The following is an 11,974-nucleotide window of genomic DNA, read 5'->3' on the forward strand; positions in this document are numbered from 1 at the left end:
TAACGATAACCCGAACGCCGCCCGCCGTCTGCCGCGGGCGGGGGTGAACGAAAAAAGGAGATTACGGATATGAGACCCACCCGAGAAGCGGCGTTTCAGCTGCTGACCCGATACAATGAAACGGAAAGCCTCATCAAGCACGCCCTGGCCGTGGAGGGCGTCATGCGCTACATGGCCCGCAAGCGGGGCGAGGACGAGGAGAAATGGGGCATTGTCGGGCTTGTTCACGATCTGGATTACGAAAAGTATCCCGACCGCCACTGCGCGAAAACCGAGGAGATCCTTCGGGCCGAGAACTGGCCCGAGGAGTATGTCCGGGCCGTGGTCAGCCATGGATGGGGAATCTGTTCGGACGTGAAGCCCGAGTCGGAGATGGAGAAGACGCTCTTTGCCGTCGACGAGCTCACCGGCCTTGTGACCACATCCGCCCTGGTCCGGCCCAGCCGGAGCGTCATGGATCTGACGGTCAAATCCGTCAAAAAAAAATGGAAGGACAAGCGGTTCGCCGCGGGTGTCGACCGGACCATCATTGAAAAGGGCGCCGGGATGCTGGGTGTCGAACTGGGCGAACTCATCACCGACACCATCATGGGAATGCGCGAGGTGGCCGACGCCATTGGCCTGAGGGGAGAGATTCCGGCGTGATCCGTCAGGGGCGTCGCCTGGGATGGGTGATCTTTTCCTTCTCCTTGATGAGCTTTTCCCGGATGCCCTCCCGATATTTCAGGATCATCGACAAGGCCATGTAATACCCTATAAGCGCGACGGGAACGCCCAGAACGATCCCGCCGACGGTCAGGATCCAGAATATGGCCGGGGCGTTTTTAACCAACTGGAGGATGACGTCCAGGTTCAATGCGCCGGGAAGACAGCAGGGGTTGTCGATGCTGAGAATCCTGTTCCCCACGTAGAAGGTGGCCGCATAGATGAAGGGCGCCGTCAGCGGGTTGCTGATCCAGGCGCCCGTGGCGGCCGCGATTTTGTTCCATTTGAAAAGGGCGGCCAGAAACACGGCGATCGCCATGTGGAGCCCCATGTAAGGCGTCATGCCGACGAACAGGCCCAGGGCGAATCCCAAAGCGATCTCTTTGGGGTTTCCCCGGATTTTCACAAAGCGATCGTAGGCTTTCTTAAGCGCCGGGATGATCCGTCCGGAAAGGCCGTGGGTGGGAAATTTTTCTTTCGATGCCATGGTGATTTCGGTTGACCTTCCTGTGGAACGGCATTACCCGAGCCCGATCACCATCGCCAGCCGTCCGGTGGCGTGCTCGCCGCGGTAGGAGAAGAAGAGATCGGTCCGGCATCGGGTGCAGAGGCGGCTTGTGAAAATATGTTCCTCCGGGACACCGGCGTTCAAGAGCTGATCCCGGCTTGCTGACCAGAAATCGAAATGGCGGTTTTCTCCTTTGTATTTCCAGAATTCCCTGGGTATTTCGTTTCGGTAATGGATGAATTCCGCGCAGCACGGACCCAGAGACGGACCGATGCCCGCCCGGATATCCCGGGGATCGCACCTGAAACGGGATGTCATGGCGCCGACGGTCTTGCCGATGATGTTCCGAATGCTGCCCCGCCAGCCGGAATGGACGTTGGCCGCCACCCGCTGCCTGGGATCGTACAGCATGACGGCCTGGCAGTCGGCCGTCTGGATTACCAGGCCCGTTCGGGGAATGTCGGTCACCATGGCGTCGGCCGCAGGAAGGGTGTCGGGATCGGCAACCTCCGGTGCGCCGTTTTTCAGCACCACCACGTCGGTGCCGTGAACCTGCCGGATGAAAGCCAGTCGAAGGTTTCCCAGGCATCGGGAGACACGCTCCCGATTGGACGCCACGGCTTCCGGCCGGTCTCCCAGGCTTTGCCCGACGTTCAGGGCGGCATAAGGCCCCAGGCTGGCGCCGCCCTTCCGGGTGAAGACGCCGTGGCGGATGCCGGGAAGACTGGCCAGATTGGGGAATTCGAAAAACGGGACCCCGTTCTCCCTTCTTGAAATCATTGGAATATCCTTGCGTTGTCACGGATTTGAACTTCGGAACTATAAAGAAAGACGGCGAAAGTGTCAATTGTTAACGGGTTGAATAGAAAGAGATACTGCACAAAAGATGCGAAATCTGGAAAATGGGAACGACAACGCTTGACGGGAACCGATATGTCGACTATTTTTTCCTATCATCAAGCTTTCGGGGTCCGTGCCGACGGCGGACAGCGCCGGCCGCGGGTGACCCCTGAACCGGCCTTGCCCAATGGGTCTGCCGTTGTCCGGACCCGGTCGGAAATCTGAAGGAGATTTGGATATGCCCATTTACGAGTACGAATGCTGCCAATGCTGCGCACGATTCGAACGGATCGAATTTTCGGGGGATGCGCCCGTAAATGAATGCCCCGAATGTCACGGGACGGATGTGCGGCGTCTCATCTCCGCCGGAACCGTGAGGCCCCAGGGAATCCCCAGGGGCGCCGGCGGTTTTACCCCGCCTCAGGCAACCTGTCGCAAAGGGGGCGGGTGAGCCATCTGATATCGGCCTCAGGTTGAGGCTGCCGTTGTCGACTGAAGGACAAAACCAGGTTTTCGGCTCAAACCTGGTTTTGTCGTCTCTCAACCCCGTCGTCAGCCCGCCATCCGGCAGTGGTTCAGCAGGGCGGGCAAATGATGACATACATTACCCGAAAGGATGCCATGGAACTTTCAGCCCAGCAGAAGGCCGCTGTGGAGCACACGGGGGGGCCGGCTCTGGTCGTGGCAGGCGCCGGTTCGGGCAAGACCCGGACCCTGACCGCCAAAATCGACTACCTGATTCAAAAAGGATACGATCCCGAACGGATTCTGGCCATCACCTTCACCAACAAGGCCGCCGACGAGATGAAACGGCGCCTGGCGGATCTGACCGGGCTGTCCCGCTTCCGGTTTCCCTGGGTCCGAACCTATCACTCCGCCTGTTTCCGTATTTTGAAACGGCACTGCGAGGTGCTGGGCTATACCGTCCCTCTGCAGATCTATTCCGGGTACCAGCAGCAGAAGCTGTTCAAGGAGATCGTCGTGGGCGCCGGCTTCGACAAGAAGCACGTCATGCCCCTGCTTTCCCGGATCTCCCACGCCAAGAACTCGGGAAATCCCGACGGCTATTTCGACAGCCGCCGCAGAAGCTTCCGCCTTCCGGTCCGGTCCCTCTACACCGCCTATGAAAAAGCCCTCCGGGAGGCCAACGCCGTCGACTTCGACAACATCCTCCTCCTGACCCGAAACCTGCTCAGGGACCATGATGAGATCCGTCGGGAGTATCAGGCCTTGTTTCAATATATTCTGGTGGATGAATACCAGGATTCCAATGATCTCCAGGAGGAGTTGACCCGGCTCTTTCTCAAAAACGGCAACCTCTTCTGCGTGGGGGACGACTGGCAGGCCATATACGGCTTCAGGGGCAGCAACGTCAACCACTTCCTTTCGTTCCCCGAGACTTACGCCGGCGCGCGGATTTTCCGGCTGGAGCAGAATTATCGGTCCGTCGACGAAATCGTCCAGGCGGCCAACGATCTGATCGGCTACAACAAGCAGCGTATGGAGAAACAATGCTTCTCCAAAAAGCGGGGCGGGCTGGTGGAGCTGCATGATTTTTACGATGAAGGCCAGGAGGCCGCCTGGGTCCGGCGCAAGGTCCAGGCCCTCCGGAAGACGGGGATTCCCTATCACCAGATGGCGGTGCTCTACCGGACCAAATTCTGTTCCCTTTCCTTCGAGAAGATTTTCCGGGCCTCCCGTATTCCCTACCAGATGATGGGGGCCAAGGGGTTCTTCGAGCGCAAGGAGATCCTCGACATCAACTGCTATCTCACCGCCGCCGTCTTCCCAAAGGACGACGTCGCCTTCGAACGGATCGTCAACACCCCCAAGCGGGGCATCGGGCCGGGCATGCTCAAAAAGATCAACCAGGTCCGTACCGAAGAGATGAGCCTCCAGGATGCGGCCCGGAAGGTGGTGGCCGAACGGGTCATGAGCCCCAAGATCCACAAGGCCCTGAGCACGCTTCTGGGCCATCTGGACGAGATCCGGGACATGGCGCCGGCCACGGCCGTTCATGCGGTGCTTTCACGGTTCGACTATCTGGAGCACCTGAAGGAATATACCAAAGGCAACGCCATGGATTATATCGCCCGGGAAGAGAACATCAAACAGCTCATCTATTCCGCGGGTCAGCACACTCACCTGGTGGATTATCTCCAGGAGGCCTCTCTCGTCAATGAGGACCGGGAGGAGGACGAGAACGAGCGGGATCTCGGCGTCAAGCTGTCCACGATCCATGCCAGCAAGGGCCTCGAATACGGGGTGGTCTTCATCGTGGGATGCGAGGAGAATCTCTTCCCCCACTGGAAGTCCCTCGAATCCCCCGAAGGGGTCCAGGAGGAGCGGCGGCTCATGTATGTGGCCATGACCCGGGCCGAACGCTTTCTCTATCTTACATCGGCCGAATACCGAAGGGGGCAGTCCAATGCCCGAAGCCGGTTCTGTGAGGAGGTCGAAGACGCCCTCGGCTAAGGTTTGCCCGGGGGGCGTCTCCAGAACTTCCGGTGCGGGTTTCGTCTCCGGCGGTCAATGCCGGGACAACGGCGGGGTGAGGGGTGAAAAGCGGCGCCCGGTGCCGACCGTCATGCGCACCGGGCGATGATTCATGATCCTCAGGGCTTGCCAAAAACAGCCGGGGGCTTCTGGGTATCGCCGACGGCGTTGGGGAAATCCTTGGCGACGTGAGCCTTCTGGCCGGTTTCGATGAGGTGGTTCGCCTCCTCCATGAAAATGTTATAGCGCAGCTTGACCTCGTAGAAGCCGTGCCACCAGGCGTAGTCCGGGGCCATCATCATGGTGCCCATGCGCGCCCGGCGTCCTTCGTGGTGCCAGAGTTCATAGAACTCCACCTCCAGCCGCTCGTCGAAAAACCGGGTCGCGTCGAGCAGCCCTTTTTCGTTGAGCTCGTCGAACTTCTGCTTGGCCGGCTTGTAGTAAACCTCGTTGTACTCCTCCACAGCCTTGTCGAACCCATTGTAGAAATCCTCGATCCAGGATTCGCCGTGGCAGGCGCTGCAGATATTTTTCATTTTCTGCCGCTCCGCCTGCCAGTCGGTCCCGGAGGGGAATGCCGCGAAATCCTGGGGGCGCACCGTCAGGGGGGCCTGGGTTTCCCAGGAGAGCCGCTGGGTCACGTCGTGGCTGGTGGGTTCCTTGCCGGAGCCGGACATGTGGCAGGCCGCGCATGTGGGCGCGCGATAGTCGAGGCCGGGGGTCCATGTGCCGCCGGCGGCGTCGAAGTTATATTCGTCTTTATAGGCGTGGTAGATGGTGCCGTGTTTGGATTCCTCGTAGATTTCGATCTGGGGATGATCCGGCCCCAGGTGGCACTGGTCGCAGGCCTCGGGCATTCGGGCTTCGCCCACGGAGAAGCGGTGGCGGGTGTGGCAGGAGGTGCAGGATCCCTTGCTGCCGTCGGGGTTGATCCGCCCCACGCCGACGTTGGGCCATGTGGCCGGATCGATCTTGCCGGCATCGTCGATTGTGACCACGGTTCCGTGACAGTTGTAGCAGCCGGTCTTGCGCTCGTTGTCGGAGTTCATGCCCTTGTTGAGCCAGGGATCGATCTTCCACATGATCTCGATGGTGTTGGCGTGCTTGGACTTGCTGTACTGGAGGGCCTCGTCGGGGTGGCATCGGGAGCAGTCTTTGGGCGTCACGATGGCGGCGACGGGCATCTTGTACTTGGCCTCGCCCCACGGCATGTCGGAGCGCCCGTAGTATTTTTCGTGATCCTGGGCGATGTCCCGGTCGCCGGGCTGCACCAGGTGACAGTCGAGACAGGTGATGTTGGCGTTGGCGTGGCGGCTTTTGGCCCAGTCGGCGAAGACGCCCGGGGTGGTGGCCCGGTGGCATTCGATGCATGCCTGAGCCTCGGGGGGAACGCTGCGTTCGATGCGGTACTCCTTGGCCTTGGGGAAATTGGGCTGTTCGGCCGACGCGCCGGTGAAAAACAGGCCGACGACCAGCAGACCGGTGGTGAGAAACAGCAATGATCGCCTCATGGTGACTGCTCCTTTCTGTTGCCGGTTAAAACAAGCGTGATACGGTTATAACTGAACGATTTTCAAGTGGTTGCAGAGGGTGAAAATCCGATATCGGCCTCGGGTCAAAGCTGCCGCATTCCCTTGGCCTGATACGGTATGATCCGGCTCTGGCGAAACATGATCACGCCCCTTTCGGTGTGGACCAGATCATAATGGCAGTCGACACATTTCTTTTCATACCCGGGCCGGGCATGGACCACCGACCGATGGGCCAGCATGGCCCCGCGCTGGGTGGGCATGTACAGCAGATTGCGGTGACATTTCTGGCACTGATCATTGTCAAAGGCGGCATAGGCGGCTTCCCGGGCCTTTTCGCGGTCGTATTCGTCCTGGAGAAAATGGGCCGCGACATCCTTGATGCCGTGATAGGTCTTGGAAAAAAAGAAGTTGAAGGTGTCCTGGGGGGCGGGGAGATGGCAGTCCATACAGTCCACAACCACTCCGGCGGCGTTGTTGGTGTGGGTGGAGGAGCGCCATGCCGTCACCGCCGGCTTGATTTCGTGACACGAGGCGCAGAATTCCGGCGTGGAGGTGCGCACCATGGTGTAGTAAGTGATGCTGAAAAGGGGAAAGGCGATGGCGATGCCGACACCCACGAGGATTGCCGAAATGATGAATTTTTTCATGCTTACCTCCCTGGATTGGTTTTCGAATCACGGTCCGCAACGAATCTGAAGGGAATCGGAAAAGAGTCGCCAGGCGCTTCGGGAATGCCGCATCAGATCAAACTCTCCTCCGCTGATGTGCCAGATGACGGCGGCCGGCTGGATCATGCCGAAAAAGGCGACGGCAATATCCCGTGCGGAGATATCGCCGCGGATCGTGCCTTCAGCTTGCCCGTGGCTCACGATCGACTCCACGCGCCCGAGCACGTCACGGATAATGTCGTAGAGTTCCTCCTGCTTTTCCGGCATACCGCCGAGGACCTCCTCGGAAAAGACGATCCTGGGGATCGCGCTGTTGCCGGCAATGAGCGCGATATGACGGTTGAAGAGCCGGTGAAGCATGTCGACGGCATCGATCTCCAGTCGCTCCACCGCCTTGAAATGGGCGTCCAGACGCGATCGAATCAGCCGCAACACCGACGTGACGATGTCGCCTTTGTTTCTGAAGTGCCGATACACGGCCGAGGGTACGATGCCCACCTTTGCCGCAACCGCGGCGACACTGAGACGACGGGTCCCCCCTGTGCGAACGATGTCCAACGCCGCTTCAACGATCTGATCCTGGCGAATCTCGGTGACGAATCGTCGTTTTGTCATGGGAAAAATAGGTGAATAATTATTCACATAAAAAAGATCGTCGTGGCTGTCAAGCCAATATTTCGGACTTTGCGTTCCTTCACGGGAGGAATCCGCCTCCGATGATCGCCGCCTTTCCGGGTCGGCGTACCGGAAATTCAGCAGACCGGAAACGCCCCTTCGGCCAGGGCTTGCGTAAAGGCGTGAATGTCGTCGAGCTCCTGCCTGACGAGGGCTTCGATGTCGGTGGAGACCGCTTTCACGGTGGTTCCGGCCGCGAGGGAGAGCGCCACCGAGGCAATCAGCGGCTGATCGATGGGGCGGCCGATCTGGCTGCAAAGCCAGACATAGACCTCCTCTACGCCCGGTACCCGGGCGTGGATCTCGCCGGCCAGCCGGTGGGTGAACAGCGTGTAGATTTTGCCCACGTGGCTGGTGGGGTTTTTCCCGGCCGCTGCTTCGGTGCCGACAGGCCGGTTCAGCGGGATCAGACCGTTGACCTTGTTGCCGCGTCCCACCTGGCCGCCGTCGGCGCCTTCGGCCGAGGTGCCCAGGACCGTCAGATACATGCCCGCATCCCCCCGGGCGGGGTCGTCGAGACAGTTGAGGTCGACCGTCACCGTGTCGATGGTCTTCAGGCGCTCCGCCAGGTGAGCCTCTAGGACGCTTTTGATCTCGGCCTTTCGGGAAAAATAGGTTCGATTGTCGGGAATGAACCGGTCAACAAAAGCCGTGGCGACCGTCAGGGTCAAATGGCGGTCTCGCCGGCAGGCCATGACCTTGACGTCCTCCCCGGTTTCAGGATAGCGCTTTTTGAAATCCGCCGAGTTGAGAAATCGTTCCGCCGCCAGCACGAGGGCTTCCGTCTCGCTGAGGGGGGCGTAGCCGACAGCCGCCGACGTGTCGTTGGCGCCCATCACCTCACGATCGAAGATGTCGCCGAGCTGAGCGGATCCAGGTTTGAGTTCGTTCTGGAGCACGAGATGAACGGTCGGATCGACGAACCGGAGGTGCTTCCGGAACCATTCCCCGACCGTGGCCCGAACGACGGCGTCCACATCGATTCGTCGATTTCCGCAGACCGTTGTGGCCCGGTCCCCGATGACCATCCGCATGGGGGCCGTCACCCGGCCTCCGCCCGGCCGCGGCGTGCTGGATCCCGCCACCAGAAGGCTCTTGTCGATGTTGTGGTGCAGGATCCGCCCGAATTCTTCCTGGTAGGCGCGGCAGAGAGCGACTGAAATCGCCTCCTGGACCGCATCGCAAATGGTGTCCGGATGGCCGATGCCCTTACGCTCCACCAGTTCGACCCGCCGGCGTCCGACGGGCTTGCACCGCGATGGTTCAATCACCACTGTCGGGGGGTGGGGTCTTCCGTGCATGGGCCGGCCCATATCGCCTCCCTTCTTCGGTCGTTTGCGTGACGGCGGCAAGCCGTCCGGCGTTGGTTGCGGATTTCCAGGGGTGGACGGGATGGGTTCCGGTGATTTCGGCGTTTGTATGTTGGATTCTCGAAAATGGGCTGGGGCCGTCCATGGAAAATCCTGAAACGAATTTATACCCGGAGCGGCCAAAAAGCAATGAGATTTTATGGATAAACGGACGTGTTGACATCCTTGCAGAGCCGGCGATATAATTTATTATTCAATTTTCGATTTTCATGATGGTAACCGGAAAGAGGTGCCGGGAGGATACAGCCCGGGCCCCTTCAGCGGTGAGTTTTAGTGCCGATTAAGCGCCGCGGCGGATCAGCGGCCCGGATTGTTTGAGCGCAAGCGAGTTTCCGGGCCGCCCGGAGCAAGCTTTAGCGGCACTTGAACGAAACCGCGTGGGGCGCGGGCTGTATCCTCCCGGCACCGGCCTATGAAAGTCGAAAGTTGAGTGATTATGGATTAAGGCGGATGCTTTCGTAAGCAGTCGATCTTCAGACGGTTTCGAAAAAGTGCGCGATGGTTTCTCTGCGTCACATCATCGAGGGCCTCTATCGCAGGCCCGAACGGTCCGCCGCCTGGATCGAGCTGGTCCGGGATCTGACGGCCCCGATCACCGTCGTCGAGCCGGATATCGCATTTTCCCGACGCTGGGCCGGCTCGGGGGATATGTTCGTCCTGGCGGCCTTTCAGGGGTTTGTCAAGGGTGCGGATTTTCTGGACCGGGCCCTCGAGCGGGGCGATCGGTTTCTGTTGCTGGAGCGTTCGGAGCGCATCTGCGCCTTTGCTTGGGTCACCTTCCGGGACTATCCCCTGGATCTCCTGCACACCCTTCATCTGGATCCCGGCATCGCTTACCTGGTCTATATTTTCGTCTTTCCGGATCACCAGGGAAGGGGCGTGGGGTCCTATCTCCTGGGATCCCTGATGGAATGCCTTCGGGAGATGGGCTGCCATACCCTGGTTTCGGGGATGTACGAGGACTGGGAAATTTCGGTCGGGCTGCACCTCAAGGCAGGGTTCCGCATCCGCCGGAAATTCGTGAAAAGAAGGCTCCTGCGGTTTATTCCCTGTCCGCCGAAGGTTGTGAACATGGATGAATGATGTCCTTCCGGCGCTTGTCCGGGGTCATGGAAGAAGATCGTTGACTTGTCGCGGCACAACCGTTATTGAGAGAAAAGAACAGAAATATGAGCATTGGATTTTATAATCGAAATCGACTTTCGACTTAGATAGGCTGTATCCTCCCGACACCTCTTTCCGGTCACCATATTGAAAGCCGAAAGTTAAGGCTGAAGGTCAGAGGAATGCCCCCGTAACAAACGGGAGTGCTTATCCTCCTTCAGTCTTCAGTCTTCAGTCTTCAGTCTTCGGCCTTCAGTCTCTATCCAGTCACGATCGTGAAAGTCGAAAGTTGAGTAATATTTTTTCAAAAATCCGAGAAATGAAAAGGAGTTTGAAGGTTCGTGATTAGCCTGGACAAGACGCGACAGAAAAAGATCCACAGCCGCAGCATCCATACCGCCGTCTACGAGGGCGGGCCCGACACGATTATCGTCGAGGGTTCCCTGAAGGATGAGCGTCACCTCGACTCATACCTGCCCACCGGTGAGATGCGTCCGCCGTATACCGTTCATCACATGATCATCCGCATGGAATTACAGATCCCGGAACTGGTGATTGTCGACGTGGCAGTGGAGATGCCCACGGCGCCCCACGCGGTCTGCCAGGAAGTGCGGGAGTGCCTTACCCCCATCAAAGGCATGCGCATTGCCGCCGGGTTCACCTCCCGGGTCAGGAAACTGGTGGGGCGGGAAACGGGGTGTACGCATCTCCAGGAGCTGCTGGCGGCCATGGCCCCGGCCGTCTTCCAGGGCGCCTGGAGTGCCAGGATCAGAAAGCCGATCGATCCCGAGGTCTATGCCGGCATGCTGGAGAAGCTTAAAAACTCCTGCTGGGCCTGGCGTGATGACGGCCCGTGGGCAGCCAAAGGGGTCAGGACAACCCGAAAATGAGGCGGCGGCGCATCCGCCTCGTCTCACCGTTCGGGAAATAGCCGCCTGATGTCCCCGGCCGTGGCGCGGCAGATGCCGCGTTCGGTAATGAATCCGGTCACCAGCCGGGCGGGGGTGACGTCGAAGGCGTAGTTGGCCGCCGGGCTGTCTTTGGGCGGCACCAGAACGTTTCGCAACTCGCCGCCGTCGGATCCCTGAATATACCGGACTTCGTCCGGATCCCGCTCTTCGATGGGAATCTCCCGGATGCCGTCGGTAAGGGTCCAGTCGAAGGTGGTGGAGGGGAGGGCCACGTAAAAGGGGATATCGTTATCCCTGGCGGCCAGGGCCTTGAGGTAGGTGCCGATCTTGTTGGCCACGTCGCCGGTGTAGGTGGTCCGGTCGGTGCCGGTGATGACCATGTCCACGAGGCCGTGCTGCATCAGGTGACCGCCGGCGTTGTCGGTGATGACCGTGTGGGGGATGCCGGCCTTGCCCAACTCCCAGGCCGTGAGCCTTGCGCCCTGGTTGAGGGGTCGGGTTTCGTCGACCCAGACATGGATGTCGATCCCCTGCTCGCGGGCCACGTACATCGGCGCTGTGGCCGTTCCGTACTCTACGCAGGCGAGCCACCCCGCGTTGCAGTGGGTCAGGAGGTTGACGGTGCCGCCGTTTTTCCGGTCCCGGAGTTCCCGGATCAGGGCGACCCCGTGCTCGCCGATTCGACGGCAGTTGTCTGCCTCGAGCTGAATGATCTCATCGGCCGCGGCAAGGGCCGCCGAGCGTTTTTCCCCGGGCGTTTTCGCCGTGCGAACGGCGGGAACCATCCGGTCCACGGCCCATGCCAGGTTCACCGCCGTGGGGCGCGCCGCCTTGAGCCGTTCGCTTTCCGCCGTGAGATAGTCCTCCGGCACCGACGGATCCGGGGCGTTGAGGACGATCAGGTAGACGCCGTAGGCCGCCGTGGCGCCGATGAGGGGGGCGCCGCGCACCACCATCTCCTGGATGGCGTAGATAATCTCGTCCAGAGTCCTGAGATCCATGATCACGACATCGTGGGGCAGCAGGCGCTGATCGATGACCTTCACCGTGCGGTGATCCCCATCCAGCCATATAGGCCGCATCTCTTTTCCATCGACTAACATATGGTTCACCTCAAATAAGGGGTTTAGGCTGAAGGCTGAAGACTGAAGGCAGGTATTTTTGC

General features: G+C 59.8%; 12 protein-coding genes. 5 read left to right on the forward strand and 7 right to left on the reverse strand.

What is annotated here, in order from left to right; all coding sequences use genetic code 11:
- Positions 1 to 69: 69 nt before the first annotated feature.
- Positions 70 to 645 carry an HDIG domain-containing metalloprotein gene (locus tag dmul_RS01560; RefSeq protein WP_020875835.1) on the forward strand — a complete coding sequence of 192 codons (576 nt, stop codon included), beginning with the start codon at positions 70 to 72 and terminating at the stop codon, positions 643 to 645.
- Positions 646 to 649: 4 nt separating this feature from the next.
- Here the strand turns inward: dmul_RS01560 and dmul_RS01565 are convergent, their stop codons facing one another.
- Both dmul_RS01565 and pgeF read right to left on the reverse strand, forming a co-directional pair.
- Positions 650 to 1,192, reverse strand: coding sequence for a DUF2062 domain-containing protein (locus tag dmul_RS01565; RefSeq protein WP_020875836.1), 543 nt, complete (start codon positions 1,190 to 1,192; stop codon positions 650 to 652).
- Positions 1,193 to 1,225: 33 nt separating this feature from the next.
- Positions 1,226 to 1,993, reverse strand: coding sequence for a peptidoglycan editing factor PgeF (gene pgeF, locus dmul_RS01570; protein WP_020875837.1), 768 nt, complete (start codon positions 1,991 to 1,993; stop codon positions 1,226 to 1,228).
- A gap of 298 nt (positions 1,994 to 2,291) precedes the next feature.
- Between pgeF and dmul_RS01575 the strand changes: the two genes are divergently transcribed.
- Positions 2,292 to 2,504 (forward strand): FmdB family zinc ribbon protein, encoded by a 213-nt coding sequence (locus tag dmul_RS01575; protein WP_020875838.1) that lies wholly within the window; start codon positions 2,292 to 2,294, stop codon positions 2,502 to 2,504.
- 140 nt (positions 2,505 to 2,644) lie between these two features.
- Positions 2,645 to 4,528: an ATP-dependent helicase gene (locus dmul_RS01580; RefSeq protein WP_020875839.1), complete on the forward strand. Its 1,884-nt coding sequence runs from the start codon at positions 2,645 to 2,647 to the stop codon at positions 4,526 to 4,528.
- 140 nt (positions 4,529 to 4,668) lie between these two features.
- Here dmul_RS01580 and dmul_RS01585 read toward each other — a convergent pair whose 3' ends face one another.
- The 4 genes from dmul_RS01585 to dmul_RS01600 all read right to left on the reverse strand — a co-directional run bounded on the left by dmul_RS01585 (position 4,669) and on the right by dmul_RS01600 (position 8,737).
- Entirely contained in the window at positions 4,669 to 6,060 is a 1,392-nt protein-coding gene (locus dmul_RS01585) for a multiheme c-type cytochrome (protein WP_020875840.1), read from the reverse strand.
- Positions 6,061 to 6,164: 104 nt separating this feature from the next.
- The gene (locus dmul_RS01590; protein ID WP_020875841.1) at positions 6,165 to 6,728 is read right to left on the reverse strand and encodes a cytochrome c3 family protein; all 564 of its coding nucleotides are present in this window, start codon (positions 6,726 to 6,728) and stop codon (positions 6,165 to 6,167) included.
- A 27-nt stretch (positions 6,729 to 6,755) separates the two neighbouring features.
- Positions 6,756 to 7,391 (reverse strand): TetR/AcrR family transcriptional regulator, encoded by a 636-nt coding sequence (locus dmul_RS01595; protein WP_078081169.1) that lies wholly within the window; start codon positions 7,389 to 7,391, stop codon positions 6,756 to 6,758.
- 110 nt (positions 7,392 to 7,501) lie between these two features.
- On the reverse strand, positions 7,502 to 8,737 hold the full coding sequence (locus dmul_RS01600) for a methionine adenosyltransferase (RefSeq protein WP_020875843.1): 1,236 nt from the start codon (positions 8,735 to 8,737) through the stop codon (positions 7,502 to 7,504).
- Between the two features lie 555 nt (positions 8,738 to 9,292).
- On the opposite strand from dmul_RS01600, the gene dmul_RS01605 reads away from it, so the two are divergent.
- Complete coding sequence (locus tag dmul_RS01605) at positions 9,293 to 9,877, forward strand: GNAT family N-acetyltransferase (RefSeq protein WP_020878630.1); 585 nt, start codon at positions 9,293 to 9,295, stop codon at positions 9,875 to 9,877.
- 362 nt (positions 9,878 to 10,239) lie between these two features.
- A complete protein-coding gene (locus dmul_RS01610; protein ID WP_020878631.1) occupies positions 10,240 to 10,788 on the forward strand; it encodes a DUF2889 domain-containing protein in 549 nt (182 codons plus the stop codon).
- Positions 10,789 to 10,811: 23 nt separating this feature from the next.
- Here dmul_RS01610 and mtnA read toward each other — a convergent pair whose 3' ends face one another.
- A complete protein-coding gene (mtnA, locus tag dmul_RS01615; protein ID WP_020878632.1) occupies positions 10,812 to 11,912 on the reverse strand; it encodes an S-methyl-5-thioribose-1-phosphate isomerase in 1,101 nt (366 codons plus the stop codon).
- Between the last annotated feature and the right edge of the window lie 62 nt (positions 11,913 to 11,974).

It is taken from the genome of Desulfococcus multivorans, assembly GCF_001854245.1.
GTDB classification, from domain to species: Bacteria; Desulfobacterota; Desulfobacteria; order Desulfobacterales; family Desulfococcaceae; genus Desulfococcus; species Desulfococcus multivorans.

Coding starts and splice junctions, on each gene's coding strand:
- mtnA (WP_020878632.1), bottom strand. CDS start 11,912: ATGTTAGTCGATGGAAAAGAGATGCGGCCTATATGGCTGGATGGGGAT.
- dmul_RS01590 (WP_020875841.1), bottom strand. CDS start 6,728: ATGAAAAAATTCATCATTTCGGCAATCCTCGTGGGTGTCGGCATCGCC.
- dmul_RS01580 (WP_020875839.1), top strand. CDS start 2,645: ATGATGACATACATTACCCGAAAGGATGCCATGGAACTTTCAGCCCAG.
- dmul_RS01565 (WP_020875836.1), bottom strand. CDS start 1,192: ATGGCATCGAAAGAAAAATTTCCCACCCACGGCCTTTCCGGACGGATC.
- dmul_RS01585 (WP_020875840.1), bottom strand. CDS start 6,060: ATGAGGCGATCATTGCTGTTTCTCACCACCGGTCTGCTGGTCGTCGGC.
- dmul_RS01575 (WP_020875838.1), top strand. CDS start 2,292: ATGCCCATTTACGAGTACGAATGCTGCCAATGCTGCGCACGATTCGAA.
- dmul_RS01600 (WP_020875843.1), bottom strand. CDS start 8,737: ATGGGCCGGCCCATGCACGGAAGACCCCACCCCCCGACAGTGGTGATT.
- dmul_RS01560 (WP_020875835.1), top strand. CDS start 70: ATGAGACCCACCCGAGAAGCGGCGTTTCAGCTGCTGACCCGATACAAT.
- dmul_RS01605 (WP_020878630.1), top strand. CDS start 9,293: ATGGTTTCTCTGCGTCACATCATCGAGGGCCTCTATCGCAGGCCCGAA.
- pgeF (WP_020875837.1), bottom strand. CDS start 1,993: ATGATTTCAAGAAGGGAGAACGGGGTCCCGTTTTTCGAATTCCCCAAT.